Annotated in this window: 25 protein-coding genes and 1 pseudogene; 17 read left to right on the top strand and 9 right to left on the bottom strand. The window is 63.9% G+C overall.

What is annotated here, in order from left to right:
• The first annotated feature begins 46 nt into the window (after positions 1-46).
• The 4 genes from ACQ4WM_RS01450 (at position 47) to ACQ4WM_RS01435 (ending at position 3,369) form a co-directional block, all read left to right on the top strand.
• Positions 47-1,513 (top strand): iron-containing redox enzyme family protein, encoded by a 1,467-nt coding sequence (locus ACQ4WM_RS01450; protein WP_436544944.1) that lies wholly within the window; start codon positions 47-49, stop codon positions 1,511-1,513.
• Between the two features lie 151 nt (positions 1,514-1,664).
• Positions 1,665-2,342, top strand: coding sequence for a CsgG/HfaB family protein (locus tag ACQ4WM_RS01445; protein WP_436544943.1), 678 nt, complete (start codon positions 1,665-1,667; stop codon positions 2,340-2,342).
• 11 nt (positions 2,343-2,353) lie between these two features.
• Positions 2,354-2,710, top strand: coding sequence for a DUF4810 domain-containing protein (locus tag ACQ4WM_RS01440; protein ID WP_436544942.1), 357 nt, complete (start codon positions 2,354-2,356; stop codon positions 2,708-2,710).
• Positions 2,707-3,369, top strand: a complete 663-nt coding sequence (locus ACQ4WM_RS01435) for a DUF799 domain-containing protein (RefSeq protein ID WP_436544941.1) — start codon at positions 2,707-2,709, stop codon at positions 3,367-3,369. The genes ACQ4WM_RS01440 and ACQ4WM_RS01435 overlap by 4 nt, the downstream gene beginning before the upstream one ends.
• Positions 3,370-3,451: 82 nt before the next feature.
• On the opposite strand, the gene ACQ4WM_RS01430 is transcribed toward ACQ4WM_RS01435, so the two are convergent.
• On the bottom strand, positions 3,452-4,237 hold the full coding sequence (locus ACQ4WM_RS01430; protein WP_436544940.1) for an NYN domain-containing protein: 786 nt from the start codon (positions 4,235-4,237) through the stop codon (positions 3,452-3,454).
• A 131-nt stretch (positions 4,238-4,368) separates the two neighbouring features.
• A complete protein-coding gene (locus ACQ4WM_RS01425) occupies positions 4,369-5,340 on the bottom strand; it encodes an AraC family transcriptional regulator (protein WP_436544939.1) in 972 nt (323 codons plus the stop codon).
• Positions 5,341-5,440: 100 nt separating this feature from the next.
• Between ACQ4WM_RS01425 and ACQ4WM_RS01420 the strand changes: the two genes are divergently transcribed.
• Positions 5,441-6,694 carry an MFS transporter gene (locus tag ACQ4WM_RS01420; RefSeq protein ID WP_436544938.1) on the top strand — a complete coding sequence of 418 codons (1,254 nt, stop codon included), beginning with the start codon at positions 5,441-5,443 and terminating at the stop codon, positions 6,692-6,694.
• A gap of 4 nt (positions 6,695-6,698) precedes the next feature.
• Here the strand turns inward: ACQ4WM_RS01420 and ACQ4WM_RS01415 are convergent, their stop codons facing one another.
• Positions 6,699-7,115: a hypothetical protein gene (locus tag ACQ4WM_RS01415; RefSeq protein WP_436544937.1), complete on the bottom strand. Its 417-nt coding sequence runs from the start codon at positions 7,113-7,115 to the stop codon at positions 6,699-6,701.
• Positions 7,116-7,263: 148 nt separating this feature from the next.
• Here ACQ4WM_RS01415 and ACQ4WM_RS01410 point away from each other — a divergent pair, with 148 nt between their 5' ends.
• Complete coding sequence (locus ACQ4WM_RS01410; protein WP_436544936.1) at positions 7,264-7,833, top strand: TMEM175 family protein; 570 nt, start codon at positions 7,264-7,266, stop codon at positions 7,831-7,833.
• A gap of 22 nt (positions 7,834-7,855) precedes the next feature.
• Entirely contained in the window at positions 7,856-8,122 is a 267-nt protein-coding gene (locus ACQ4WM_RS01405) for a UBP-type zinc finger domain-containing protein (RefSeq protein WP_436544935.1), read from the top strand.
• Here the strand turns inward: ACQ4WM_RS01405 and ACQ4WM_RS01400 are convergent.
• From ACQ4WM_RS01400 to ACQ4WM_RS01385, 4 genes are all read right to left on the bottom strand, one after another.
• The gene (locus tag ACQ4WM_RS01400; protein ID WP_436544934.1) at positions 8,107-8,919 is read right to left on the bottom strand and encodes a hypothetical protein; all 813 of its coding nucleotides are present in this window, start codon (positions 8,917-8,919) and stop codon (positions 8,107-8,109) included. The two genes, ACQ4WM_RS01405 and ACQ4WM_RS01400, sit on opposite strands and share 16 nt — an antisense overlap.
• Before the next feature lie 90 nt (positions 8,920-9,009).
• Positions 9,010-9,546, bottom strand: coding sequence for a Dps family protein (locus ACQ4WM_RS01395; RefSeq protein WP_436544933.1), 537 nt, complete (start codon positions 9,544-9,546; stop codon positions 9,010-9,012).
• A 55-nt stretch (positions 9,547-9,601) separates the two neighbouring features.
• Positions 9,602-10,573 (bottom strand): MBL fold metallo-hydrolase, encoded by a 972-nt coding sequence (locus tag ACQ4WM_RS01390; protein WP_436544932.1) that lies wholly within the window; start codon positions 10,571-10,573, stop codon positions 9,602-9,604.
• Between the two features lie 77 nt (positions 10,574-10,650).
• On the bottom strand, positions 10,651-11,292 hold the full coding sequence (locus tag ACQ4WM_RS01385) for a response regulator (RefSeq protein WP_436544931.1): 642 nt from the start codon (positions 11,290-11,292) through the stop codon (positions 10,651-10,653).
• A 207-nt stretch (positions 11,293-11,499) separates the two neighbouring features.
• On the opposite strand from ACQ4WM_RS01385, the gene ACQ4WM_RS01380 reads away from it, so the two are divergent.
• On the top strand, positions 11,500-14,238 hold the full coding sequence (locus ACQ4WM_RS01380) for a bifunctional diguanylate cyclase/phosphodiesterase (protein WP_436544930.1): 2,739 nt from the start codon (positions 11,500-11,502) through the stop codon (positions 14,236-14,238).
• Positions 14,235-16,574, top strand: a complete 2,340-nt coding sequence (locus ACQ4WM_RS01375; protein ID WP_436544929.1) for an FdhF/YdeP family oxidoreductase — start codon at positions 14,235-14,237, stop codon at positions 16,572-16,574. The genes ACQ4WM_RS01380 and ACQ4WM_RS01375 overlap by 4 nt, the downstream gene beginning before the upstream one ends.
• Before the next feature lie 14 nt (positions 16,575-16,588).
• Here ACQ4WM_RS01375 and ACQ4WM_RS01370 read toward each other — a convergent pair.
• Positions 16,589-17,026: pseudogene (locus ACQ4WM_RS01370) on the bottom strand (transposase).
• Between the two features lie 183 nt (positions 17,027-17,209).
• Here ACQ4WM_RS01370 and ACQ4WM_RS01365 point away from each other — a divergent pair.
• The 6 genes from ACQ4WM_RS01365 (at position 17,210) to ACQ4WM_RS01340 (ending at position 22,668) form a co-directional block, all read left to right on the top strand.
• Positions 17,210-18,679 (top strand): sensor histidine kinase, encoded by a 1,470-nt coding sequence (locus tag ACQ4WM_RS01365; protein ID WP_436544928.1) that lies wholly within the window; start codon positions 17,210-17,212, stop codon positions 18,677-18,679.
• Entirely contained in the window at positions 18,676-19,323 is a 648-nt protein-coding gene (locus ACQ4WM_RS01360; RefSeq protein ID WP_436544927.1) for a response regulator transcription factor, read from the top strand. Before ACQ4WM_RS01365 ends, ACQ4WM_RS01360 begins: the two co-directional genes overlap by 4 nt.
• A gap of 104 nt (positions 19,324-19,427) precedes the next feature.
• Positions 19,428-19,811 (top strand): response regulator transcription factor, encoded by a 384-nt coding sequence (locus ACQ4WM_RS01355; RefSeq protein ID WP_436544926.1) that lies wholly within the window; start codon positions 19,428-19,430, stop codon positions 19,809-19,811.
• Positions 19,812-19,840: 29 nt separating this feature from the next.
• The gene (locus ACQ4WM_RS01350; protein WP_436544925.1) at positions 19,841-21,544 is read left to right on the top strand and encodes a putative bifunctional diguanylate cyclase/phosphodiesterase; all 1,704 of its coding nucleotides are present in this window, start codon (positions 19,841-19,843) and stop codon (positions 21,542-21,544) included.
• A 21-nt stretch (positions 21,545-21,565) separates the two neighbouring features.
• Entirely contained in the window at positions 21,566-21,904 is a 339-nt protein-coding gene (locus ACQ4WM_RS01345) for a hypothetical protein (protein WP_436544924.1), read from the top strand.
• A gap of 317 nt (positions 21,905-22,221) precedes the next feature.
• Positions 22,222-22,668: a hypothetical protein gene (locus ACQ4WM_RS01340; protein WP_436544923.1), complete on the top strand. Its 447-nt coding sequence runs from the start codon at positions 22,222-22,224 to the stop codon at positions 22,666-22,668.
• Positions 22,669-22,796: 128 nt separating this feature from the next.
• Here ACQ4WM_RS01340 and ACQ4WM_RS01335 read toward each other — a convergent pair whose 3' ends face one another.
• Positions 22,797-23,792, bottom strand: a complete 996-nt coding sequence (locus ACQ4WM_RS01335; protein WP_436544922.1) for a YihY/virulence factor BrkB family protein — start codon at positions 23,790-23,792, stop codon at positions 22,797-22,799.
• Between the two features lie 194 nt (positions 23,793-23,986).
• On the opposite strand from ACQ4WM_RS01335, the gene ACQ4WM_RS01330 reads away from it, so the two are divergent.
• Positions 23,987-25,285 (top strand): PQQ-dependent sugar dehydrogenase, encoded by a 1,299-nt coding sequence (locus tag ACQ4WM_RS01330; protein WP_436544921.1) that lies wholly within the window; start codon positions 23,987-23,989, stop codon positions 25,283-25,285.
• A gap of 12 nt (positions 25,286-25,297) precedes the next feature.
• Positions 25,298-25,777 (top strand): YbhB/YbcL family Raf kinase inhibitor-like protein, encoded by a 480-nt coding sequence (locus tag ACQ4WM_RS01325; RefSeq protein WP_495542698.1) that lies wholly within the window; start codon positions 25,298-25,300, stop codon positions 25,775-25,777.
• The last annotated feature ends 43 nt before the right edge of the window (positions 25,778-25,820 follow it).

The raw sequence follows: 25,820 nt of genomic DNA, 5'->3' as shown, positions 1-25,820 counted from the left end.
GAACTTCATTCCTTCCGCTAGGCCTCATCTTCTTGAAAGCACGTCCATGCACAGCTTACTTTCGACTCCACCACAGAGCGCCCGGCGCGAACAGACGTCAAGCCTGCCCCACGCCCGCGACATCTACGATACCCTGGGCGCACCGGCCAATGCGCCCATGGCGCGTGCCACCGCCCGCCATTATCTGCAGCAGCAACTGCTGGCCGCCGAAGAACTGCCCGATGGCTTGCCCGAACGGCCCGAGGACTTGCTGAACTGGGCGCGCAGCAGCGCCGAGCAGGTCGGTGTGCAATATCAGGCCTATCTGGCCGAGCGCAAGCATGGCGCGCCGCGCCGCTATTTCACCAGTAAATCGCACGCCCTGTATTTTTTGCGTGCAGCGGCGCCGACCAAGCTGGTCGACGGCTCCTGGCTTTACAGCGCGTTGCAGCAATGGCAGCACCAGCGTTTCCGTGCACTGATCCAGATCTACCTGGAAGAACTGGGCGATGGCGTGGAAGAAAAAAACCATGTGGTGCTGTACCAGAAGCTGCTCGCCAGTCATGGCTGCGATGACTGGCAGGACCTCGATGAGCGCTATTTCGTGCAGGGCGCCATCCAGCTGTCGCTGGCCCACGACAATGGCAACTCCTTGCCTGAAATCATAGGCTTTAATCTGGGCTACGAACAATTGCCGCTACACCTGTTGATCACTACGTATGAACTGAACGAGCTGGGGATCGACCCGTATTATTTCACCTTGCACGTGACGGTCGATAATGGTTCGACCGGCCATGCGCGCAAGGCCACTGATGCAGTGTTGCAACTAATGCCGCGCTTTGGCGATGCGCAGGCTTTTTACCGGCGCGTGCGCAACGGTTTTCGCCTGAATGATCTCGGAGCGGGGACAACCGACATCATCGCCGGCTTCGACCTGCGGCAGGAACTGATACGCATCCTGTGCGAGAAAAGCGTGGCCGGCAAGAACATGCATTCCGACTACTGCCGCATCGGCGGCAAGAGCATCAACGACTGGCTGGCCGACAAAAACCAGGTGCCGGCGCTGCTGGAGCAATTGACAGCGACCGGCTGGATACAGCGCGGCGCGCCGGTTGAAAACAGCCGTTTCTGGCGCTTGATACAGAGCGAACGGGCGGAAATGTTTGGGGTCTTCAGCCCCTACGAGCAGCAGGTGCTGCGTGACTGGATCGAGTCGCCGCTCGATGACACGGGCATCGCTGCCCCGCGCATCATGTCGCACCGCGCCGCCATGCGGTCGCTCGACACCTTGGCCCAAGCCCAGCCACGCCCATCGCACAGTGGCGCGCGTGGCGTCTTCCGCCGCCATATGGGCCTGCCGCAGGCGCAAGAGCAACACATTGACATGGAGCTGCGTGCGCTGGAACAAGCCGTGGCGGAGCAGGGCAGCAAAGGCTCGGCGATGGACATCCTGATACCGCTGATGTCGCCGGCCTATCACCATAGCGCTGCGGGGCTGATGGCCACCAGGCTGTACAAGCAGTTGCTGGCTTGACCGAAAAAATGGTGCTGAAAATGTCGCCCCCCCAGGGTGACATTTGGTGAGAATTGTAATGTAAGTAATAAATTATAATTGCGATAAGGAAATTAACTTGCAGAAAATCAGATGCAAGTGCGTCCTTGATCTCTCACTTCTTAAGGGCATCATGAATAAAAATACTTCCGGCGCGCTGCTGATTGCCGCGCTGATCGGTGGATCGCTGGCCGGTTGCGCCACCGAGACATCGCAAGCCATTGCCGTTCCAGCGGTCGCCAGTGCCGCCCGTCCTTATGTCGGCCAGCGCACGCTGATCGCCGTCGGCAAGTTCGATAACCGCTCCAGCTTCATGCGCGGCATTTTCTCCGATGGCGTCGACCGTCTCGGCAGCCAGTCGAAGACCATCCTCATCTCGCACCTGCAAGGCACCAACCGTTTCAATGTGCTTGACCGCGACAACATGGCGGAAATCAAGCAGGAGTCGGAATACAAGAAGCAGGCACAGAATATCAAGGGCGCCGATTTCGTGATCACCGGCGATGTGACCGAATTTGGCCGCAAGGAAGTGGGCGACCAGCAATTGTTCGGCATTATGGGCCGTGGCAAGACGCAAGTGGCATACGCCAAGGTATCGCTGAACGTCGTCAATATCGCCACTTCCGAAGTGGTGTACTCGGCCCAGGGCGCGGGCGAATACAGCTTGTCGAACCGCGAAGTGCTGGGCTTTGGCGGCACCGCCAGCTATGACGCCACCCTGAACGGCAAAGTGCTGGACCTGGCCATGCGCGAAGCGGTCGAGCGCCTGGTGGCCGGCGTGGAAGCGGGCGCACTGCGCAAACAGCAATGATGAAAAACCTCATGAAAAAAGCCGGCGGCATGCTGGCGCTGGCTGCGTGCGTCGCATTGACTGGCTGCGCCACCGCGCCGAAGACCTTGTATCAATGGGACGGCTACCAGCCGCAAGTGTACCTGTACCTGAAGGGTGAAAGCCCGGAGCAGCAAATCGCCGAAATGGAAAAAGCCCTGGCGCTGATCAGCGCCAAGGGCAACAGCGTGCCACCGGGCTTCCATGCCCATCTGGGCATGTTGTACTCGATCGCCGGCAAGTCCGACCAGGTGGCCACGCAGTTCGAAGACGAGAAAAAACTGTTTCCCGAGTCGGGCGCCTATATGGACTTCCTGCTGGGCAAACTGAAAAAAGGTGAGAAATTATGATGTCGCGCTTGAAAAAGATGGCCTTGCTGCTGGCGCCGGCCGTACTGATGGTCGGTTGTGCCACCAAGCCACCATCGTACGACTACACGGCATTCAAGGCCGCCAAGCCGCGCTCGATCGTGGTCTTGCCGCCGCTGAACAATTCGCCGGAAGTCAACGCCGGCAACAGCGTCTACGCGCAAGTGTCGTATCCGCTGGCCGAGGCCGGCTACTATGTGCTGCCGGTAGCGGTGGTCGGCGAGACCTTCAAGCAAAATGGCCTAACCAATGCGGCCGACATCCACGGTGTCGACGTCAAAAAGCTCAACGAGATTTTCGGCGCCGACGCCGGCTTGTATATCACCATCGACAAATACGGTTCGACCTATAACGTGATCAACAGCGTGGCCGTGGTAGCGGTCAGCGCCAGGCTGGTTGACCTGAAAACCGGCACTTTGCTGTGGGAAGGCAAGGCCAGCGCCTCCAACAACGAGGGCGGCAACAACGGTGGCGGCGGCCTGATCGGCGCTCTGGTGGCGGCCGCTATCAAGCAGATCATCAACAGCACCACCGATGCGGCGCATCCGGTGGCCGGCGTGGCCAATGCGCGCCTGCTGTCGGCAGACATGACCAACGGCTTGCTGTACGGTCCGCGTTCGGTCAAGTACCAGGTGCAGTAATCAGGCCGCGGTGTTCGCCGGCATGCGTCGGCGAACACCATCAGAATAGTCTCTTTTCTTGCGGTTTTCGCCTCCGCGTGGACTAAGGAAGCTTGTGCATTTTCACCTCGCGCATATCCGATAGCCCCACCGTGTGATGGCCGCCCGGCTCCACGGTAACGGTCAGCAGGTCATACGTCTTGACCATGTTCAACAGACCGGAGTGGCCAAAATTCGTTGGCGAAAAGCCGGAATCGGTGCGCTTCAGGTATTGTCCTAGCGCGCCCAGTCCCACTTTTCCCTCGGCCGCATCGCCGACCAGCAGCCTGACCGCGTCCACCACCAGCAGCGGCTGCAGCTTGACGCCTTCCCGGGGCTTGGCTGGCGCAGGTTCGGGCTGCGCCGGCGCGAGGATGATGGGCGCGGCGTGCGCCGGGCTGGCGGCAGGCTCCGGTGTCCACTCGAAGAACTGATCGCTGGCGTTGCGCAGCGCCGACGGGGTCTTGGCTTCGCCGACGATGCAGACCGACGCGCCGCGCTCGCGCAGCTTGCGGCACAGGTAGGCAAAATCGGAATCGCTGGTGATCAGGCAGAACACGTCGGCGCGCTGGTCGAACATGGCTTCCAGGGCGTCGAGCGCGAGGGCGATGTCGGCGGTATTCTTGCCGCTGGCATACTGGAATTGCAGGCAGGGCGTAAACGCTTGTTCTACCAGGGCTGCCTGCCATTTGGCGCTCAGGGTCGTATGGTTGCCATAGCCGCGCCGCAATACTACGCGCCCGAATTGCGCCACCATCCTGAGCGCATAAGCGAGAATGGCGGGGCTGGTGTTGTCGCAGTCGACCAGCACGGCGACGCGGGTTTCTGCCACGCTTGAAGGAACACTCATTTGCACCTTTCCATGGTTGGCCAGCTTGCGGCGGTATGCGCAATGCCATTTGCTTTATTGTAATCGCACCGCGACGCCGCAGTAAATCGCCAGCGGCGTAAATTGCCGAAGCGGCCGCATGGCTGCGCGGTTCAGTCGCCGTTGGCCGCCTGCCTGCGCCGGCGCACGCCAGGCGTCTGGCCGGTGATGCGTTTGTAGGCGCGGCTGAAGGCCGCCTGGGAGACGTAGCCCAGGCGCTGCGCCACGGTCTCGACCGGCAGCCGGCCCTGGCCCAGCCATTGGCTGGCCAGGTGCATGCGCAGCTCGGTGGCATAGCGCAGCGGCGGCGTACCGTTGGTCGCCTGGAAGCGTTCGGCGAACACGGAGCGCGAGCTGTGGCATTCAAATGCCAGCTCTTCCACTGTCCAGTTGCGGCCTGGTTGCCGGTGCAGCGCCAGGATGGCGCGCGCCAGGCGCGGGTCGCGCAGCGCCGCCACCAGGCCGGAAGCGTTATCGCATCCACATTCGACCCAGCCGCGCACGATCATGGCGGCCGCCACCTCGGCCAGGCGCGCCAGGATGCCGGCAAAGCCGACGCGTCCTGAACAGACTTCGTTTTTCATGGCGCCGAGAATCGCCGCCAGGCCAGGGTAGCGTTGCCCCATTACTTCGGCCACCATCACCCCGGACATCAGGGGCCCCAGGCCCTGCATGCCGCCGAGATCGAATTCCATGCAGCCGTAGAACAGGATGGTTCCCGGTGTCATGCCGAGGCTGGGGCAGGCATCGACGGCGTCCACCTTGTCGCCCAGCGGCGAGGCGTGATAGCTGTCGATGTCGATGGCCGGCATGTCGTCGCTCGATAAAAGCTGATGCGCGCCGCCATGCGGCATCAGCACGGCATTGCCTGCCGCCAGCGCATGCAGGGTGCCGTCACTGGTGCGCAGCACGGCCGAGCCGACCGCAAGGAAGTGAAAATATGCATGTCCCGGCCTGGCCTCGAAGTTCAGGCCAAACCGGGCGCCGGCCTGGACCCGGCGGTACTGCACGCCGCGCAGGCGCATGTCGGTCAGCAGCGCGCTGATCAGGTCGGAGGACAGGGCGAACACATCGGCTTGTGTCATTTCCGGGGTTTCAGTCAAAAAAGGCAGGGTTGCCATCATAGACCATCCGAATTACCGCGTCTACAGTGAGGGTCTTGTTGAAACCTTGAGGAAGCATGCGATGAGCGATTGTATTTGTGATGAGCCACCCGGCGCCAGCGTCCGTAACGCTGCCGCCGACACCGAACCGGCGGCGCCGTCCTGGATGGCGGTGTTTTCGCTGACGATGGGCGTATTTGGCCTGCTGACGGCGGAATACCTGCCGGCCAGCCTGCTCACGCCGATGGCCGCAGACATGCGGGTGTCGGAAGCGATGGCCGGGCAGGCCGTGACGATGACGGCGGTGGTGGCGCTGTTTGCCGGCTTGCTGGTGCCGCGCCTGACGCGGCGCTTTGACCGGCGCCTGGTGCTGCTGGTTTTTTCCACGCTGATGATCGCGTCGAACCTGCTGGTGGCGTTGTCGTCCAGCCTGGGCGTGCTGCTGCTGATGCGCATGTTGCTCGGTGTTGCGCTGGGCGGTTTCTGGAGCATGGCGGCCGCGGTGGCGATGCGGCTGGTACCCGCCGCGCTGCTGCCGCGCGCGCTAGCTATCATTTTCAGCGGCATCGCCGTGGGAACCGTGGTGGCGGTGCCGCTCGGCAGCTACCTTGGCGGCCTGTACGGCTGGCGCAGCGCTTTCCTTGCCGCCAGCGCGATCGGCGTGGTCACGCTGGTAGTCCAGTGGCTGACCTTGCCGCAACTGCCGGCTCGCCTCACGGCCCGGCCTGGCACGGTCATGGCGCTGCTGCGCCGTCCCGGGATTGCGGTGGGCATGCTGGGCTGCGTGCTGGCGCACACCGGACATTTCGCCTTGTTTACGTATATCCGGCCGTTTCTGGAAACGACGGCACATGTCGCACCGGACACGCTGGCGCTGATGCTGCTGGGTTTTGGCCTGGCGAATTTTGCTGGAACCTTGCTGGCCGGGCAACTGATGCAACGCAGCCTGCGCCTGACCCTGGTGCTGATGCCGGCGCTGGTGGGGATTGCCGCGCTGGCGCTGGTGCTGTTGCCGGCCTCGCTGGCCGGGCAGGCCTTGCTGACGGCAATCTGGGGCCTGGCGTTTGGCGGCGTGCCGGTGGCCTGGTCGAACTGGGTGGCGCGGGCCCTGCCGGACCAGGCTGAAAGTGCCGGCGGAATGGTAGTGGCATCGGTGCAGTCGGCCATTGCGGCAGGCGCGGCCGCTGGCGGCGTGATGTTCGGCGTCAGCGGCATCGCCGGCGTCTTCATGGCCGCTGGCGCCTTGATGCTGCTGGCGGCGCTGCTAATCGCGCTGCGCGTCAGGGTGCCCGCCGCTCAGGCTGGTGCGAGCGCGGGCGCGGCGCTGCATCCATGACTGGTCAAGCCTTGGGGGTCGCCGAAATCGAACTCAGCAGTTTCCTGACCGCGCCATGCGCCATGACGATCTCCGGCGCGTCGTGCAGCAGCGCGTTGTATTTGGCCTGAAATTGTTTGTCGCCGTCTTCCGACGGGCCGATCAGCGCTTCGAGCGCGCGGCGGTAGGTCAGGGCGACCGCAGGGGTGACCGGTTCCGGTTCGTCCAGGCGCTCGTCCATCTGCGCCATCAGGCCGGACAGCTTTTGCAGCCAGGCGAAATGCGGATGGTTGGTGACCAGTTGCAGCAGTTCCAGCGGGCTGCCGACGGCGCCGAAGTATTGCGTTTCAATGTTGATCAGGTGTTTGTGCAGGTCGCGCAGGGTGCGCGCCAGGGCGATCAGGCGGGCGCGTTCGGCCAGGTCGTTGTCGAGAGGTGGCATGCGTGGCTCCATGGGTGGCGATGCCTCAGTGTAGCGGCAATTGCGGCTTTTTGTCCCTGTCTTTGGGTCAGGCTGATCATGGTACTGGTCTTCCGGCAGGCGGCAAGCGCGCATTTGTGCGCTAGCATGGTTCATTTTTCACTACATCATGAACAAAAGCCGCCTGGAAGCGTTTACCGATGGCGTGGTCGCCATCGCGATCACCATCATGGTGCTGGCGCTGAAGGTGCCCAGCGGGCCGCACTGGAGCGAGGTGCTGGAGATGGCGCCGGTGCTGTGCGCCTACCTGCTCAGCTTTGTGTATGTCGGTATCTATTGGGTCAACCACCATCACGTGCTGCAGCTGGCGCGCCAGGTCAACGGGCGCATACTGTGGACCAATCTGCACCTGCTGTTCTGGCTGTCGCTGGTGCCGCTGGTGACGGCCTGGGCCGGCAATTATCCGTTGACCCCGGCGCCGATGGCCCTGTATGGCATGGTGCTGCTGATGTGCGCGGTTGCTTTTCGCATGCTGGTACGCTCGCTGGTGGCCAATGAGGGCCCGGATTCACCGCTGGCGCAGGCGCTGGGCCATAGCCGCAAGAAGGAATTGTCGATCGCGCTTTACCTGGCGGCGATCGCCTTGTCGCTGTGGTACGCGCCGGCGGGCGCCGTCATCTACGTGGCCGTGGCGATTTTGTGGCTGATACCGCAGCGCCGGAAGGAAGCCCCGCAATGAACAGTTTTTCAAGGAGAACAGCATGACCCAGTCTTGCCAGCATTTGCACGATATCCATACGCGCGGCGCCAATTCGGACGGCTGCGAGGAATGCCTGAAAATGGGGGACGAGTGGGTCCACCTGCGCGTGTGCATGGTGTGCGGCCATGTCGGCTGCTGCGATGATTCGAAGAACAAGCACGCTACCAGGCATTTTCATGCGACAAAGCACCCGATCATCCGCTCGAAGGAGCCGGGCGAAACCTGGGGCTGGTGCTATGTCGACGAATTGTTCTACGATCCGATCTGATTGGCCTGGCTGGTCCAGTCCTTCAATTTGACGCCCAGCATGTCGAACAGGTCGAACTTGGCGGGAAACTTGTTATTGTTGGTGATATCGGCGATCGAACCTGGCGTCGGCCCCGCGTCGCCGGCCGAGTGGTTGAAATAATTGAAGTCGAGCTTGATCTTGGCCTGCAGGTCGCTGGCGTAATTTTCAGGGTAGGTCGCCTGTTCCAGCGGTGGCAAGGTATTGAAATGGTCGAGTACCGAGCCGAAGAACTTGGTCATCTTGCCGGTGTTGTTATATTCCTGCATGGCCTGGTTGACCACCTGCTGGCGCCAGGCTTCTTCTTCCCGATACGCCTGGGTGGCGGCGGCGCGCCGCTCGTTGAGGGTAAAGGTGCCGCTTTCGTCATGCGAAATGGTCGACAGCTGCTCGCGCGACAGGCCGGCAAACGGGTTGCTGCCTTTGCCGTTGACAAACTCGTTGGCCGCCGTGGCCGATTTGGCCGATGCCTTGTCGTCCGGCTGCGGCAGTTGTGCCGCGGCCGCGGTCTTGTGCGCCGCGTCGAGCTCGTAGAATACTTTTCTATCGTCAAGAATCAGCTGGTCCTGCAGCGCCTGGTGGCCGAGTCCCTTCAGGCGCTCGCTGGTATGCTCGGCGGCCGCCGACAGGCGTCCGGCCAGGGTCGAGATGGAAACACCTTCGGCGACCGCGCCGACTGCCGCGCCGGCCACGGTTTTCTGTGGCCCGGCGTCCGGGGTTTCCGCTTTGCTGACGTTCACCTGACGCAAGCTGCTTGCCGCCGACGCGATGCTGACCATGTTGTTCTCCTGATTAATGTGCAAAAAGGATAACACAAGGAAAGATCATGCGGCGGATCGCAGCCTGCACCGCCATCTGCCCTCTGGCGCTTACTGTGCCTTGCCGCTTTGCGCTGCCAGGTGTTCGCCGATAAACCAGCTTTGCAGCTCGTTGCTGCGCACCACCTGGCTGACGATCAGGTCGTTGCTGCCGTCGTCGCCGGCATCGGCGGCGGCGCGCGCCAGCGGACGCGCTTCGAGCAAAATCGTTTCATGTGCGTCCAGCAGGCGCGACAGCTGCGCCAGCGCCGATTCGCGGCCGCGCGGGGCGCGCGCGATCGACGATTCGTCGACCACGTCCTGCGCCAGCGCGAACGTCACGCCGCCCAGGGTCTGCACGCGCTCGGCGATGGCGTCCATGATCAGCACTTGTTCGCCGTAGTGCTTGTCAAACAGCAGGTGCAGCTGGTGGAAGGTGGCGCCGGAAGTCTGCCAGTGGGCTTTCTTGTAGGCGTCGCGGATGGCCATGGTATGGGCCAGCAGGCGGTTCAGTGCGTGCACGCCTTGCGCGCGCACTTCGGCCGACAGGCCGATGCGTACGTTGGCCAGGGAACCGAAGTCTTGCAGGATGTCAGGAGAGTTGCTCATGATGTGCTTTCAAAGTGAGTGAAAATACGGGCCGCGATGGCCCGTGCCAAAAAAATCAGGGTGCTGGCGGCAAGCCGTCGTAGTTGACCGGCAGCCATTCGTATTGCCGGCCTTGTTTGCGCAGATGACCAAGGCCGGGAAAGGCGATATGCGCGGCGCCGACCATCACGTGGTCCTTGCCGAGCTTGCTTAACAGCGCCGCGCGCGTGCTGCGGGCGTGGTCCTGCTCGCTGTCGTACTGCACGGTGGCTTCCGGGTGCGGCAGTTGCAGCGCCGCCATATGGATGATGTCGCCCCAGACCAACAACTGCTGCCTGCCGCTTTGCACCATATACATGGCGTGGCCCGGCGTATGGCCGGGTGCGGGCATGGCGGTGATGCCGGGCGTTACCTCGCCATAGCTGGCGTAGGGGCTGAAATGCTTCGCGCTGATATAGGGCGCCGTGCTGGCCACGGCGGCGTCATAGAAGGTGGAAAGAAATGCCGGCCCACTGGCCTTGCTGGCCGGGGCCAGCCAGTAATCGGCTTCTTGCTGCGACAGGCGCACGGTGGCGTTCGGAAACGCCATCTTGCCGTTGGCAACAATCCCGCCCGCATGGTCCTTGTGCAAATGCGTCAGCAGCACTTCGTCGACCTGCTCGGGCTGGTAGCCGGCGGCGCGCAGATTGTCCAGCAAGCGGCCGCAGCAGTTCCCGTACAGCACGCCGGCGCCGGCGTCGATCAGCACCAGCTTCTTGCCCGTGTTGACCAGAAAGGCGTTGATCGAGCCCTGCACCGGCGCCGACAGGTCGGCGTCAAGCAGGTCGTGTTGTATCTGGCCTGGCGTGATGCCGCGCATCACCGTGTCGATCGGGAACGCGTGCGTGCCATCGGACAGGGCCGTGATTTCAAACTCGCCCAGCATCATGCGGTACCAGCCCGGCGCCTGTGTGTGCTGCTGCGGCGCAGCGGCCCAGGCCGTGGTGGCAGGCAAGGCCAGTGGCAGCAGCAGGGCGCTGGCCAGTAATATTGAGGGGGTGCGTTTCATGCGAGTCTTTCAAAGCTGTCGAAGTTGGGAACCATGCTAGCGGTTGGTCCGGTCGAATACGACTATCGGAAGACCAGTCAGGCCAGTTGCAGCATGCCGCGCCGGCTGGCCAGCATCACGGCTTCGGTGCGGCTGGCCGCGTCCAGCTTGGCGAGGATATTATTGATATGGAATTTCACTGTGCCCACGCCGATGCCGGCCACCCTGGCGATCAGCTTGTTGCTCATGCCGGTCGCCAGGTGCGCCAGGATCTCGTGTTCCCGCGTCGACAGGTCGCTGCCGTGCACGCGCCCGGCCAGCTTGGCCGACAGGTCCGGCGCCAGGTATTTTCTGCCTGCCAGCACGCAGGCGATGCAGTCGAGCAACTCGGCGAACGGCGCGTTCTTCAGCAGGTAGCCGCTGGCGCCGGCCTGCATGGCGCGGTGCACCACCTCGTCGCCCTGGTGGGCGCTGAGGATGATGATGCGCGCTTGCGGATGCTGCTGGCGGATGCGCCGCGTCGCCTCGACGCCGTCGCAGCCCGGCATGCTCATGTCCATCAGCAGCACGGCGGGGCGCAGGCGCTGATACAGGTCGACGGCCTGTTCGCCGTCGCTGGCCTGCCCCAGCAGGGCGAAGCCGCTTGTCGACTGCAGCAAGGAGGCCATGCCGGCGCGTATCAATGGATGGTCGTCGGCGATCACGATGGTGGTCAAGCTGGTGGTCAGTTCGGTGTGCATGATGGAGTCCGCCCGGGTTTTCGATATGGCCATTGTGCGAAATGGCCGAGCGCTTGCCTAGTCATACGTGGGTATAGGACCAAGCTTGTCTTAAACCTTGGTATGGGGTGACATACCTAAGTGTGATTTTCCTGGATCGGCAACTTGCCTATAGTGGCTGGCATCGGCAGGTGAACTCCTTGCCGCGACCACTACCGTGAGGAAGAAATGATGCCGATTGATCTGTTGCAGCGCCTGCCGGGTCCGCGCCGCCGGGGCGCCGAATGGCTGGTGCTGGCCGGGGTGCTCCTGATGAGCGCGCTGATGGTGGGTTACTTTATCTGGAGCGAGCGGCGCTTGCTGATCGCTTCCGACATCGAGCGTATGCGCATGCAGACCCTGATCATCGATGAAAACCTGCAGCACCAGTTCGAAGGCGTGCGCAATGCGCTCGACAGCGCGCGGCGCGCTTTTCATCCAGGCAGCGGCTGCACGGCGCAATGCCGGCAGGTGCTGCTGCAGTCACTCAAGCGCGCCATGCCCGGCGTGCGGGCGCTGGTGGTGGTCGACCGGCGCGGCCATATCGTATTGTCCGACGATGACTTGCGCGATGCGCGCCTCGACGACCGCCAGTACACGCGCCAGGTGGCCAGCATGCGCTCGCCCGACACTTTATATTTGTCGCAGCCGTACGAGAACACGCCGGGCGTGTTCAATCTCAAGCTGTCGCTGGCGAGGATGGACGACGACGGCAAGGCCGATGGCGCCGCCAGCGCCATCCTCAATCCCGAGTATTTCGACGCCGTGATGCGTTCGGCCCTGTATGCGCCGGACATGAACAGCGCGATCACCGAAGACGCCGGCCGGCGCATCCTGTATGTGCCGGCCGACCCTGCCGCCATGCGGGCAGGCGGCGCACCCGATCCGTTGTTCCTGCGCCACCAGCAAAGCGGCCGCATGCTGACCGTGCTGGAGGGCGATGCGAACGGCGGCGAGCGGCGGCTGGTGGTCCAGCGCACCATGCGCCTGCACAGCCTGGGCCTGGACAAGACCCTGGTGATCAGCCTGTCGCGCTCGACGGCCCGCATCGAAGCGGGCTGGCACAGCCTGGCCTGGACCAGCGCGCTGGCCTGGCTGCTGACCGGCGTGATCGGCGCGGTGGGGCTGTTGCTGGCCCAGCGCCGCCGGCTTGCGCTCGAACAGCTGGAGCAGGCCCGCAGCGAGGAGAGGGCGGCGGGCGCCGAGCGGGTCGAGCTGGCGCTCAATGGCGCCAACCTGGGACTGTGGGAGTGGGACATGCCAAGCGACCTGCGCACCTTTGACGCGCGCGCCGCCGCCATGCTCGGCCATGCGCCCGACGGGCTGGTGCTCGACCGCGCCGAGTGGCAGGCGCTGATGCATCCCGACGACCTGGCCGTGCTGGACCAGGCACTGGCGCAGCACCTGCTTGAGCGCAGCCGGCCCTACGAGGCCGAGTACCGCATGCGCCACCGCAACGGCCACTGGGTCTGGTTGCAAAGCCGTGGCAAGGTGGTCGAGCGCGCCCGGGACGGTACGGCGCTGCGCATGGTCGGCACGCGCATGGATATCAGCGCGCGCAAACTGGCCGAGGCGGAAATCGCCCACCTGGCGTTTTATGACGGGCTGACAGGGCTGCCGAACCGGCGCTTGCTGCTCGACCGCCTCGGTCACGCGATTGTCCGCTGCGAGCGCGGCGGCTGTCACGGCGCGGTGCTGTTCGTCGACCTAGACAACTTCAAGCAGCTCAACGACACCATGGGCCACGACAAGGGCGACCGGCTGCTGGAAATGGTCGCGTTCCGCCTGCAGCAGGTGATGCGCGACAGCGACACGGTGGCGCGCCTCGGCGGCGATGAATTCGTGATCCTGCTCGACGACCTGGGCGGCAGCGCGGCGCAGGCGGCGGCGCATGCCGATATCGTCGCCAATAAAATCCTGCAGGCGCTGGGCCTGCCGTATCCGCTCGACGGCAACGACCTGCTCAGCACGCCGAGCATCGGCATCGTGCTGTTCGGCGAAGGCCATCACACCATCAACGACCTGCTGCGCCAGGCCGACATGGCCATGTACGAAGCCAAGGCGGCCGGGCGCAATACCTACCGTTTTTTCGACCCGCGCATGCAGGCGGCGCTCGACGCCTCGGCCTCGCTGGAGGCGGACTTGCGCTCGGCGCTGGCGCGGCGCGAACTGCTGCTGTACTACCAGCCGGTGGTCGACGCCGACGGCCGCATGACCGGCGCCGAGGCGCTGCTGCGCTGGCGCCATCCGCGGCGCGGCATGGTGGCGCCGGGCGACTTTATCGCACAGGCGGAAAAAGCCGGCCTGATCGGCGAGATCGGCGACTGGGTGCTGGACACGGCATGCCAGCAGCTGGTCAGCTGGGCCGGCGCGCCCGAAACGCGCGAACTGACGATCGCCGTCAACGTCAGCGCACGCCAGTTCCGCCAGGGCGCGTTTGCCGAACGGGTGCTGCAGATTATCGCGCGCAGCGGCGCCGATCCGCATCTGCTCAAGCTGGAACTGACCGAAAGCATGCTGCTGACCGACGTCGAGGACGTGATCGCCAAGATGACGTTATTGAAGTCGCGCGGTGTCGGCTTTTCGCTGGACGACTTCGGCACCGGCTATTCTTCGCTCAGCTACCTGAAACGCCTGCCGATCGACCAGCTGAAGATCGACCGCTCTTTCGTGCACGACATGCTGCACACGCCGCATGCGTCGACCATCGTGCGCAGCATCGTCACCCTGGCCCACAGCATGGGCCTGCAGGTGGTGGCCGAAGGCGTGGAAAACACCGAGCAGTGGGACAGCCTGCGCCAGATCGGCTGCGCCGGCCTGCAAGGTTATCTGTTCGGCCGCGCCGTGCCCGTGCAAGAGCTGTTCAACCACCCGGCAGCGCCAATTGCGTTACCATTCATCAGCCCACCCGAAGAGGTACTGCCATGAGCAACAAACCGGTCGGAAAGATCGCCCCTTACACCCATGCCGCCGCCGGCTGGGACGCGCTGCGCCATGTGGCTCAGGGCATGCTGCGCGAGCGCGTGCCGCCGGCCGGTATCGGCGCCTTGCTGGCGCAAAACCAGCCCGACGGCTTTGACTGCCCCGGCTGCGCCTGGCCCGACCGCGCGCACTCGTCGACCTTTGAATTTTGCGAAAACGGCGCCAAGGCGGTGGCGGCCGAAGCGACTTCGCGGCGCGTGAGCGCCGATTTCTTTGCCGGCCAAACTGTCACCGAGCTGCTGCGCCAGTCCGACCATGAACTGGAACACCATGGCCGTTTGACGCAGCCGATGGTCTATGATTCCGCCAGCGACCGCTATGTGCCGGTATCCTGGGATGACGCTTTCGATCTGGTCGCCTGCGAGCTGAACTCGCTCGACGATCCCGACCAGGCGGCGTTCTATACCTCGGGGCGCGCCAGCAACGAGGCGGCCTTTTTGTACCAGCTGTTTGCGCGCGCCTACGGCACGAATAACTTTCCGGATTGCTCGAACATGTGCCATGAGGCGACCAGCCGCGGCCTGCCGCCGGTGGTCGGCGCCGGCAAGGGCACGGTCACCCTGGACGATTTCGAGCACGCCGATGCGATCTTGATCTTCGGCCAGAATCCTGCCACCAACCACCCGCGCATGCTGGGCGAACTGCGCGCCTGCGCCAAACGCGGCGCCACCATCGTGTCGATCAATCCGCTGCGCGAGCGCGGCCTGGAGCGATTTACGGATCCACAGGCGATCGGTGAAATGCTGACCGGCGGCAGCACCAATATCGCCTCGCTGTTCATCCAGCCGCGCCTGGGTGGCGACCTGGCGCTGCTCAAGGGCGTGGCCAAGCGGCTGCTGGAAATGGACGATGCGGCGGCATTGAAGGGCACGCACCGCCTGCTGGACCTGGATTTTATCGCGTCCCACACGGCGTTTTTCGAAGCCTTTGCCGCCGACCTGCGCGGCGAAGCGTGGGAACTGCTGGTCGCGGAATCGGGCGTGCCGCAGGCGCAGATCGCGCAGCTGGCCGACATCTACGCGCGCAGCGAACGGGTGATCGCCACCTGGGGCATGGGCATCACCCAGCACAAGCACGCGGTGGCCACCATCCAGATGCTGAGCAATCTGATGCTGATGCGCGGCAATATTGGCCGGCCCGGCGCCGGCCTGTGCCCCGTGCGCGGCCACTCGAACGTGCAGGGCGACCGTACCGTCGGCATCGAGGAGCAGCCCAGCGCCGCTTTCCTGGACCGGCTGCGCCAGGTATATGGCTTCGAGCCGCCGCGCCACCACGGCCACGACGTGGTGGCGACGATCGCCGCCATGGAGCAGGGCAAAGTAAAAGTGTTTATCGGCCTGGGCGGCAATTTTGCCGTCGCCACGCCCGACACGCCGCGCACCTTCGCCGCCCTGCGTTCGTGCGCCTTGACGGTGCAGATCATCACCAAGCTCAATCGCAGCGCGCTGGTGCACGGCCGTGCCGCGCTGATCCTGCCGACCCTGGGCCGCACCGAGATCGACCTGCGGCGGGGCGTGGCGCAGGGTGTGACCGTAGAAGACTCCATGAGCATGGTGCATGTGTCGTACGGGCGCAATGCGCCGGCTTCGCCAGAGCTGCTGTCGGAAGTGGCGATCGTCTCGCGCATGGCCGAGGCGACCTTGGGTAGCGGCGAAGGGCAGGGCCGCGATGGCTTGCGCTGGCCGGCCTGGCGCGACGATTACGCCTTGATCCGCGACGAGATCGAAAAAGTGTTCGACGACTTCCATGACTACAACCAGCGCATCGCCGTGCCGGGCGGCTTTCACCTGACGGTGGCGCCGCGCCACCGCACCTGGCATACGGCCAGCGGCAAGGCGCAATTCGCCGTGCACGCGGTGCCGCGCGATACGCCGATTTCGCGCGCGCGTCAGCAGCACGGCGAACGCCTGCTGGTGATGATGACCACCCGCTCGCACGACCAGTACAACACCACCGTCTATGCGCTCGACGACCGTTACCGGGGCGTGTTCGGCATGCGCCGCGTGATTTTCATCCACCCCAAAGATATCGCCATGCTGGGCATGCGGGCGGGCGACTGGGTCGACGTGAAAAGCGTCTGGGACGATGGCGTGGAGCGCCGCGCCGACGGCTTCATGCTGGTGGCCTACGACATTCCGCGCGGCTGCGTGGCGGCGTATTATCCCGAGACGAATGCGCTGGTGCCTTTGGCCAGCGTGGCCGACGGCGCCGGCACGCCCACCTCGAAATCGATCCCGGTGCTGTTGCTTGCTGGCCGCATGCCGGAAGGGGGAGGGCGCTGAGGGGGGGTTATTGGCTATGTCACCGTCAAATGTGGGAACGTACCCAAGGTGGCCCTGAGCAAGCTTTCGGGGGACAATATTCTGCGGGCGTCAAGTATGCAGCGCCAACCGAGGTAGTTGGGCAGGTAGCGGGCCGCCACGCCGGGAAAGGCGCGCAGCCAGCCATCGCTGCTTGTGGTGCAGATGCGCCAGCGGTGTACTGGTCAAGGCATTGAAAGTTTTACGACAGGGTACGCAGCGATAGCGTTGCAGGCCATGGGCCTGGCCGTGCCGGCGGAGTGTGTCGACTGGCAGGCCGGGCAATGCAGCTGCGCTTGCACTGTCTGCTCAATCAGGGCAACGGCGGCATCCTGCGGTGCGCTGCTGCGCAACAAGTTGCTGCTGGTAATACGCTGGCGATGCGACAGTTGCGGGATTTGCCTGGGGAATGCCTGCCACTGGGCTGTGTCCATGATCGGCTTCTGGAAGGAAATACTTGATCAGTCAGACCGCAGCAACGGCAGAGCGTTCCCACCGCTTTCGGTGACAGAGCCGTTTTTATTGCATGCCGGCCGTGTAAAACTATACTTTTGTATAGCCCACTTATCTTTCTTGCCATATTACAATGCTGGTGAAGAAGATACGAAAGGTCAGGCATGGCACGTGTTCCCGGCAGTCCCTTACTCTCCGTCCTGTTGGTCGGCGTCACCCTGCTGATTTTTGCGGTCGATGCATTTACCGATCTTGACGTCGCCATCGCCGTCATGTACGTGGTGGTGGTGCTGCTGTCGGCCAGCGTCTGGGCGCGCCGCGGCGTGATCCTGACGACCGTGCTGTGCATGGCGCTAACCCTGCTGGCCTACGGCATGATCCATGTGTCGATCTTTTCCGGGCCCGCCTCGGGCCGGCTGATGGTCAGCCTGGCGGCGATCGGCATCACCGCCTTTCTGGCGCTGACGGGCCAGGCCGCCACCGAACGGCTGCTGGCGCGCGAAGAAGCGCTGCGCCGCAGCGAAGCCTTCCTGGCCGGCACCCAGCGCATCAGCAAGACCGGCAGTTTCAGCTTCACGGCGCCCGAGGCCCGCCTGTACTGGTCGGACGAGGCGGCGCGCATCTACGGCTATCCCGCCATAGGCGCGCCCACCGTCGAGATGCTGCTTGAGCGCACCATGCCTGACGACCGCCCGCTGGTGCGCGCGGCCATCGCCCAGGTGATGCGCTGCGAGGGCGAACTCGATGTGCGCCACCGCCTGCAACTGCCCGACGGGAGCATCAAATACGTGCATGTGCTGGCGCACCCGACCTATGACCAGGCCGGCCGCTGCGAATACCTGGGCGCGCTGATGGACGTGACGGCCTCGGTGCTGGCCGAACAGGCGCTGCACGAATCGCAGGTGCAGCTGGCGCACGTGACGCGGGTGACCATGCTGGGCGAACTGGCCGCCTCGATCGCGCATGAGGTGAACCAGCCGCTGGCGGCGATCGCCACCAACGGCGAAGCGAGCCTGCGCTGGCTGAACCGGCCGCAGCCCAACCTGAACGAAGCCTGCGCGGCGATCGCCAGCCTGCTCGAAGCGAGCCGGCGCGCCACCGAGGTGATACAGCGCATCCGCGCGCTGGCGCGGCGCAGCGAGCCGTATCATCTGCCGCTCGACTTCAACACGGTGGCCGAGGAGGCTGCCGCGCTGGTGCAGCGCGAACTGGGCAGCCATGCCGTCAGCCTGCGCCTGGAACTGGCGCCTGGCTTGCCGCCAGTGCGCGGCGACAAGGTCCAATTGCTGCAAGTGCTGATCAACCTGATGATGAACGCCATGCAGGCGATGCAGGACTGCGCGCCGGGCAAGGCCTCGCTGCTGCTGCGCACCGCCCTGGATGAAAACGCGGATGGTGCGGTGCAGTGTCATATCATCGACAGCGGTCCCGGCATCGCCAGCGAACACCTGCCGCACCTGTTCGAGGCATTTTTCAGCACCAAGGCCGACGGCATGGGCATGGGCTTGCCGATCTGCCGCTCGATCGTCGAAACCCACGGTGGGCGCATCTGGGCCCGCAGCACGCCCGGGCAGGGCGCGACCCTGTCGCTGTCGCTGCCATCGGCCGCCAGCTTTGTCACGGAGGCCGCATGAACAGCTTGAGCTCGGTGGACGCATCGCCGGGCCTGGTGCATATCGTCGACGACGACGGGCCGCTGCGCGCCGCCATTTCCAGCCTGCTGCGCTCGAGCGGCCTGGCGGTGGCCGACTACGCCTCGGTGGCGCAGTTCCTGGCCCAGCCGCGCGCGGAAGTGGTCAGCTGCCTGTTGCTCGACGTGCGCCTGCAAGGGGTGTCGGGCCTCGACTTCCAGGCCGACCTCAATCGCGACGGCGCACACCTGCCGATCATCTTCATGACCGGTCACGGCGACATTCCCATGTCGGTGCGCGCGATGAAGGCGGGCGCCCTCGATTTCCTGGCCAAGCCCTTCCGCGACCAGGACCTGCTCGACGCCGTCAACCTGGCCTTGGGCGCCGACCGTGAACGGCGCGCGCGCGAACAGGCTGCGCAAGGCTTGCAGGACTGCTATGCCAGCCTGACCCCGCGCGAGCGCGAAATCATGGCACTGGCCGCCAGCGGCCTGATGAACAAGCAGATCGCCGGCGAACTCGGTACCAGCGAAATCACCGTCAAGATCCACCGCGGCAATGCCATGCGCAAGATGCAGGCGCGCACCTTTGCCGACCTGGTGCGGATGGCCGAGGCGCTGGGCATCGATACGGCGCGCCGCAAGTAATCTCCCCCTATACCCTTGTATGATTTCGCGCTTGCCTTGCAGCCTGTAAAGTTCTCCCATGCGTCAGGTGGCCGCTTGACGCCACCGATACCAGGGAGTTTGCAGTGTCCGAGTCCGTTACCAACAATGTCCATATCGCCATCGTCGATGACCATGAATCCGTGCGCAGCGCGCTGGCCAGCCTGCTGCGCTCGTATGGTTACCTGACCACCTGTTTCGATTCAGCCGAAAGCCTGCTGGCCGGCGCGCCGCTGGACGGCTACCAGTGCATCGTCAGCGACCTGCAGATGCCGGGCATGAGCGGCATCGACCTGCTGGAGCAACTGCGCCGGCAGGGCAGCGAGATGCCGTTGATCATGATCACCGCGTTTCCCGAGCCCGCCGTGCGCCTGCGCGTGCTGCAGTCGGGCGCCTCGTGCTTTCTGAGCAAGCCATTCCAATCGAACGATCTGGTGCGCTGCATCCGCCAGGCCTGCAAAGAACTGTAAAGCCCGAGTCACCACGCCAGGAACCCGCCATGCGTACTGTTTTCCACCATACCGACACCTTGTCCCCGTTGTCCGGTTTCCATCCGATTGTGCGCCGCCTGGCCGCGCTGTTGCGCCGGGGCGTGCAGCGCGTGCGGCAGCTGCGTCTGCCGTTTGCGCGCTGGTCGGTCTATACCCTGCTGATGCTGGTGATCGCCGCCAGTATCGGCCTGTCGGTGGTAATGGAGCGCGCCAGCAGCGGCATACGCAACAGCATTGGCCCCTTGCTGGAACAAACGCAGTCCGGCGAGGCAGTGCCGCAGACGCTCCATGCGGACGGCGAGGCAGCCGTGAAAAATGCCATGGGCATCACGCGCCTGGTGCATTTGTTCGACCTGCTGGCGCTGCTGAGCAGCGGCTTTCTGCTGTACCACGTGCGCGCCCGCTACCGGGTCGAGCAGCAACTGGCGCATCAGGCCGGCCACGACCCGCTCACGGGGCTGGCGCACCGGCGCTCGTTCGAAACGCGCCTGCGCGGCCTGCCGGCCAGGCCGCATGCGGTGGTGCTCGGTACCATCGACCGTTTTACGCGCATCGTCGGCGGCCTGGGCCACAGTTTTGGCGACCACATGATCGTCGGGCTGTTGGGGCGCATGCGCCAGGCGGCCGAATGCAGTGGCGGCGAAGTTTACCGGCTCGACGGCGCCAATTTTGCCATCCTGTACCAGTGGCCGCGTGAAAGCGCCGAGTTCGAGGCGGCCGTGTCGGCCCTGCGCGATGAAGTCGGCGTGCCCTACAGCTGGCAGGGCCATGAAATCTTTACCAGCCTGAGCCTGGGCGCCGTCAGCTATCCGCTGCATGGCCGCGAACCGGAAGCGCTGCTGCGCAATGCCGACGCGGCGCTGCAACTGGCGCGCCGCGCCGGCGGTGACACCCTGGTGCACTACTCGGAAGAGATCAACGCCCAGGCCGCCCAGCGCATCGCCACCGAGGCGGCCCTGCGCCATGCCGTCGAACGCGGCGAGCTGGAACTGCATTACCAGCCGCAGCAGGCACTGGGCGACGACGCGCTGGTGGGTTTCGAAGCGCTGCTGCGCTGGCGCCGCGATGGCGCACTGGTACCACCGGACCAGTTCATTCCTTTGGCCGAAGAGTCAGGGCTCATCGTGCCGATCGGCGCCTGGGTGCTGGAAGAAGCATGCCGCCAGCTGCGTGACTGGCAGGCGCAGGGCCTGGCGGTGCCGGTGGCCGTCAATATCTCGCCGCGCCAGTTCGCCGCCCCCGGTTTCCTGGCGCACCTGGAAACGCTGCTGGCCAGCAGCAGCATCGATCCGGCGTTGCTGGAACTTGAAATTACCGAAGGCGTGGTGATGGAAGACGCGCAGGCCGCGATCGCCTTGCTCAAGCGCCTGCGCGCCCTGGGCCTGCGCCTGGCCATCGACGACTTCGGCACCGGTTATTCCAGCCTGGCTTACCTCTCCCGCTTCCCGATCGACAAGCTCAAGATCGATCAGTCGTTCGTGCGCAATATGGCCAGCGTCGGCGAACAGAGCGCCATCGTGCAGGCCACCATCGGCCTGGGCCATAGCCTGGGCCTGTCGGTGATCGCCGAAGGGGTGGAAACGGACGAGCAGCGCAGCCTGCTGCGCGGCTGGCAATGCGACCAGATACAGGGTTATTACTACAGCAGGCCATTGCCGGCGGTGGCGGCAACGGAATTTTCACAAGGCTGCCTTCAACGGCATGCCGCTTGAACCATGAAAGGGACAGACACCATGAACATGCAATCGCCATCGTCAGCCATGGACGACACCGATGAAAAGATCGAAGTGGCCCGCATCCGCATCGGCCGGCAGAACCAGCAAAGCGCCGTGCTGGGCGCCTTTCGCGAAGCCGACCGCCTGCTGGGATCGTGGGTGCATGGCGCCGGCGACCAGGTCGACATCGATTTCGAAGTGACCTTCAACGACGGCTATGTCTTCAAGGGCCGCTACGAATTCTGGCGCAAGTCGCGCCGCCGCCCATCGCTCTCGCGCCATGTCTATGAATCGTTTTTGGCGCTGTGGCAGGGCGGCGGCAGCGACATGTCGCGCTATGCCGTCAGTAATGCCTGAGTGCGCCGGTAGTGCGAGGGCGTGCCGCCGCGCAGGTTGCCAAAGGCCTTCTGGCCGATCAGCCGCAGCCTGGAAAGCGCACTGATCCCGCGACCTTCGCCTTCGGGTCATGCTCGACAATGCCGGGACGCCGAGCTCGCCGACAGCATGACTGGTATTTTAGTGAGCAGGTCGATCCGTACGCTACACTAAAGCGTACCTTGAACAACTGCACGTCCTACCAGCAAATACACCTTTAAGAACCTATGTCAAACCGACGCATCGTTAATGTTCCCCAAACCAGTCAACGCGATCTAGCTCGCCAGTTTCATTGGCTTATGGATATCGACCTTAACGAGCAACGCACAGACGTTCAAATACTTTCTGTATCGGTATTCGACCACTGGCTATCGCGCGACGAAGCATGTGAAAAGCTGGAAAATGTTCCGGTAGACGAGCAAGCACGTCGGGACGCCTTGCTTGCAGACTTTTGCTCTCAAATGATCGCTGGAACTGATGTGCTTTCGTTTGTGCAGCGCGGTCGCCAATTTCGTCACATCCTTTTCCGACGGTTCGTGTCGAAGGCAGCGCTTTCCGAATATTGCAGACCAGGCGGCGGTAAGGTCTTGGGACACAGAGATTTTCACGTCGTGCTCCCAGAGCATGGGTGCGTACTTTATGGGAGCTGGGACGACACGTATCACTTTTTCTTCAAACGTCCTGGCTTGGAAGACGCTGCACGTGTTTGGGCGGATAAAAGTGGCGTCTATCTACTAAGTCGCTGAAATTACGCATCAACGTGCGCAATGAGGCGATTGCTGCCGTAGGAATCAGCTCGTCGCCGTGTTGTTCTTCACTCTCCAGTCACTGTCCTTGGGAGAAAAAACGATAGCATTGCCACAACAAGTAGGCTTTATCTGGCATTACCTGGCTTGGCTTGCGGTGGCGTGATGGCGCCTTTGTGCCTTCGGCTGCCAAGTGTCATCGCGTACTCATGGGTGAACAGGGCGCCAAAGAAGAAGATTTGCGCCGAATAATAGATCCAGGTGATCAGCGCGACGATGGAGCCGGCCGCGCCATAGGCGCTACCGAAGTCGCCATGGCCCAGGTACAGGCCGATCAGCACCTTGCCGCCCATGAACAGCATGGCCGTCAGGACGGCGCCGACGATCACGTCGCCCCAGGCGATCGGCGTGGCGGGCAGGTATTTGTAGATAAACGCGAAGATGACGGTGACGATCAGCATCGACAGGCCGGCGAACGCATATTGCAGCAGCTTGCCCGGATCGGTCGGGTCAGCCCAGCTGCCCTGCATGGCGGCCAGGCCCGCATTCACTGCCAGCGTCATCATCAGCATCAGGGCCAGCACCAGCAGCAGGCCGAACGACAGCACACGCTCCTTGAGGAACAGCCAAAGGCCCGAGCCTTCCGACGGCGGAATCTGCCACAGCTCGTCCAGGCTTTCCTTCAGTTCCGCAAACGCGCTGGTGGCCGTCACCAGCACGATCACGCCGGAGATGATGCTGGCGGCCACGCCTTCGTCCGCGCGCTTGGCGCCGGAAATGATGGCTTTCAAGGCGTCGCCGCCCTGGGTGCCGGTCAGGCCGCCAAGTTCTGTCAGCAGGGCGGCGCGCACGGCCTCTTCGTCAAAGAAAATGCTGGCCAGCGCCACCACCAGGATCAGCATCGGCGCCAGCGAAAACAGCACATACAGCGTCAGGGCTGCGCCCTTGCTGGAAGCGCGGCGGGACAGCCAGGCTTCGGCGGCGGCGCGCGCCATCTGCACCAGGGCATAAAAATAGGACGACCAGCCGCCCTGTCCGACGCGGCTGGAGATGATGGCCCGGCGCTTGGCCACGCCATTGTCTTTGTCGGAGTTGGCGTGTGGTGAAGGCGTGGCAGTTTCCAAGGGTTGGTTTCCTGTTGCAAGGCGTCAAGGTTGAACATGACGCCATGTTGCGCTTTCCATACATATTCTTCGGTGCGTGTGCGCACGCATGGCCCATATGCGGCGATTACTCGGCTTCGGCGCACTCGGTTAGATGGCGTACAGAGGTGCCCAAGTCGCGGCCGGACACTTGCAGTTCACACAAGAGGCCCACCATGCGAACTCCCTTTATCGTTGCCCTGCCTGCCATTCTCGGCAGTGCAGCGCTGCTGCTGTCCGCCACTGCCGATGCCCAGCAAGGCGATGGCACCCATGTCGGCATCGCCGCCGCCATCGTCAAGCCCGACAAGGTCGAAGCTACGCCCACACGCGTGGCCGCCATCAAGGCGCCACCCGGCTTTACGGTCTCGGTGTTTGCCACCGGCCTGAAAAATATCCGCATCATCGCCGTCGCGCCGGACGGCACCATCTATGTCAGCCGGCGCGACCAGGGCGATGTATTGATGTTCAGGGATGTCGATGGCGACGGCCGTGCCGATGGTGCACCGGTCAAGGTGGCCAGTCGCGCCGGCGCGCACGGGCTGGCGATTCGTGACGGCAAACTGTACCTTGCCACTGTCAAGGAAGTGTTCGTGGCTGATATGCTGGCCGACGGGCGCCTGTCATCCCTGAAACTGATCATCGGCGACCTGCCCGACGCCGGCCAGCATCCGAACCGCACCATGGCCTTCGGCCCGGACGGCATGCTGTATATCAGCGCCGGCTCGACCTGCAATACCTGCAATGAAAGCAATCCGGAAAACGCCACCTTGCTGCGCGCTTCGCCAGACGGCAAGCAGCGCAGTATCTTCGCCTCGGGTCTGCGCAACATGATCGGCTTTGACTGGCAGCCGCGCACGGGCCAATTGTGGGGCATGGATCACGGCATCGATTACCTGGGCGACGACGAGCAGCAGGAAGAGATGAACAAGATCGAACTGGGCAAGCAGTACGGCTGGCCGCATGTGTATGGCACCGGCAGCATCTACCCGCAAAGTACGCCGGTGGGCGACATCAGCAAGGAAGAATGGCGGGCGCGCAGCACGCCGATGGTGCTTGGCTATACGGCCCACGCGGCGCCGATGCAAATGCTGTTCTACCGCGGCGCGAACTTCCCGGCCGAATACCAGGGTGACGCGTTTGTCACCATGCGCGGCTCGTGGAACCGCAGCACGCCATCGGGCTACGAAATCGTGCGCGTGCGTTTTGCCGATGGGCAGGCAAGCGCGATCGAGCCCTTCGTCAGCGGTTTTCTCACCGATGGCGGCAAGGCGCATATTGCGCGCCCAGTCGGCCTGGCAATGGCAAACGACGGCTCGCTGCTGATGGCGGACGATGCCAACGGCGTGCTGTACCGCGTGGCTTACACCGGCAACACGGCGCGTGGCGCCACGCTGGCGCAAGCGCCAGCCGGGACGATGCAGCAGCAGGCGGCAAAAGGCACCAACGTGCCGCTGGCGTTGGCGCGCACGTAAAATGGCGGCAAGCTGACGGTCAACAGCCCGGCCATCGCCGGCAACGCCATGCTGGCCGCGAAATACAGTGAATACGCCGACGGCGTCTCGCCACCATTATCCTGGTCGACGGTAGCGGGCGCCAAATCCTATGCCATCATCATGGAAGACCCCGATGCGCCGCAAAAGCCCTTTGTGCACTGGCTGGCCTGGAATATTCCGTCCACTGTCACCAGCCTGCCGGAAGGCTTGCAAGAACAGCCACGCCTGACCGAACCGGAGGGCGTGCTGCAGGGGCGCACCACGCGCGGCTCGATCGGCTACTACGGTCCGCGCCCGCCGGTGGGCGATCCTGCCCACCATTACCACTTCCAGGTATTTGCGCTCGACGCGGTATTGTCGCTGCCATTCGGCGCCGACCGCGACCAGCTGCTGCAGGCGATGCAGGGGCATGTGCTGGCCAAGGGCGAGCTGGTCGGGCGCTACCGGCAGGTGCAGTCACCGCTGAAATGAGGTTTTCTGCTGAACGGGCGCTGAACCAGCGTCTTGCTACAGT

The sequence above is a fragment of the Janthinobacterium longum genome, from assembly GCF_051380735.1.
GTDB lineage: Bacteria > Pseudomonadota > Gammaproteobacteria > Burkholderiales > Burkholderiaceae_D > Janthinobacterium.
The sequence above is the reverse complement of the archived record's forward strand: the minus strand, read 5'-3'. Positions and strand labels throughout refer to the sequence as shown.

What these genes read in the sequence shown, in the direction of transcription:
- ACQ4WM_RS01450 (WP_436544944.1), top strand. Translation starts at nt 47, where the DNA reads ATGCACAGCTTACTTTCGACTCCACCACAGAGCGCCCGGCGCGAACAG.
- ACQ4WM_RS01445 (WP_436544943.1), top strand. Translation starts at nt 1,665, where the DNA reads ATGAATAAAAATACTTCCGGCGCGCTGCTGATTGCCGCGCTGATCGGT.
- ACQ4WM_RS01440 (WP_436544942.1), top strand. Translation starts at nt 2,354, where the DNA reads ATGAAAAAAGCCGGCGGCATGCTGGCGCTGGCTGCGTGCGTCGCATTG.
- ACQ4WM_RS01435 (WP_436544941.1), top strand. Translation starts at nt 2,707, where the DNA reads ATGATGTCGCGCTTGAAAAAGATGGCCTTGCTGCTGGCGCCGGCCGTA.
- ACQ4WM_RS01430 (WP_436544940.1), bottom strand. Translation starts at nt 4,237, where the DNA reads ATGAGTGTTCCTTCAAGCGTGGCAGAAACCCGCGTCGCCGTGCTGGTC.
- ACQ4WM_RS01425 (WP_436544939.1), bottom strand. Translation starts at nt 5,340, where the DNA reads ATGACACAAGCCGATGTGTTCGCCCTGTCCTCCGACCTGATCAGCGCG.
- ACQ4WM_RS01420 (WP_436544938.1), top strand. Translation starts at nt 5,441, where the DNA reads ATGAGCGATTGTATTTGTGATGAGCCACCCGGCGCCAGCGTCCGTAAC.
- ACQ4WM_RS01415 (WP_436544937.1), bottom strand. Translation starts at nt 7,115, where the DNA reads ATGCCACCTCTCGACAACGACCTGGCCGAACGCGCCCGCCTGATCGCC.
- ACQ4WM_RS01410 (WP_436544936.1), top strand. Translation starts at nt 7,264, where the DNA reads ATGAACAAAAGCCGCCTGGAAGCGTTTACCGATGGCGTGGTCGCCATC.
- ACQ4WM_RS01405 (WP_436544935.1), top strand. Translation starts at nt 7,856, where the DNA reads ATGACCCAGTCTTGCCAGCATTTGCACGATATCCATACGCGCGGCGCC.
- ACQ4WM_RS01400 (WP_436544934.1), bottom strand. Translation starts at nt 8,919, where the DNA reads ATGGTCAGCATCGCGTCGGCGGCAAGCAGCTTGCGTCAGGTGAACGTC.
- ACQ4WM_RS01395 (WP_436544933.1), bottom strand. Translation starts at nt 9,546, where the DNA reads ATGAGCAACTCTCCTGACATCCTGCAAGACTTCGGTTCCCTGGCCAAC.
- ACQ4WM_RS01390 (WP_436544932.1), bottom strand. Translation starts at nt 10,573, where the DNA reads ATGAAACGCACCCCCTCAATATTACTGGCCAGCGCCCTGCTGCTGCCA.
- ACQ4WM_RS01385 (WP_436544931.1), bottom strand. Translation starts at nt 11,292, where the DNA reads ATGCACACCGAACTGACCACCAGCTTGACCACCATCGTGATCGCCGAC.
- ACQ4WM_RS01380 (WP_436544930.1), top strand. Translation starts at nt 11,500, where the DNA reads ATGATGCCGATTGATCTGTTGCAGCGCCTGCCGGGTCCGCGCCGCCGG.
- ACQ4WM_RS01375 (WP_436544929.1), top strand. Translation starts at nt 14,235, where the DNA reads ATGAGCAACAAACCGGTCGGAAAGATCGCCCCTTACACCCATGCCGCC.
- ACQ4WM_RS01365 (WP_436544928.1), top strand. Translation starts at nt 17,210, where the DNA reads ATGGCACGTGTTCCCGGCAGTCCCTTACTCTCCGTCCTGTTGGTCGGC.
- ACQ4WM_RS01360 (WP_436544927.1), top strand. Translation starts at nt 18,676, where the DNA reads ATGAACAGCTTGAGCTCGGTGGACGCATCGCCGGGCCTGGTGCATATC.
- ACQ4WM_RS01350 (WP_436544925.1), top strand. Translation starts at nt 19,841, where the DNA reads ATGCGTACTGTTTTCCACCATACCGACACCTTGTCCCCGTTGTCCGGT.
- ACQ4WM_RS01345 (WP_436544924.1), top strand. Translation starts at nt 21,566, where the DNA reads ATGAACATGCAATCGCCATCGTCAGCCATGGACGACACCGATGAAAAG.
- ACQ4WM_RS01340 (WP_436544923.1), top strand. Translation starts at nt 22,222, where the DNA reads ATGGATATCGACCTTAACGAGCAACGCACAGACGTTCAAATACTTTCT.
- ACQ4WM_RS01330 (WP_436544921.1), top strand. Translation starts at nt 23,987, where the DNA reads ATGCGAACTCCCTTTATCGTTGCCCTGCCTGCCATTCTCGGCAGTGCA.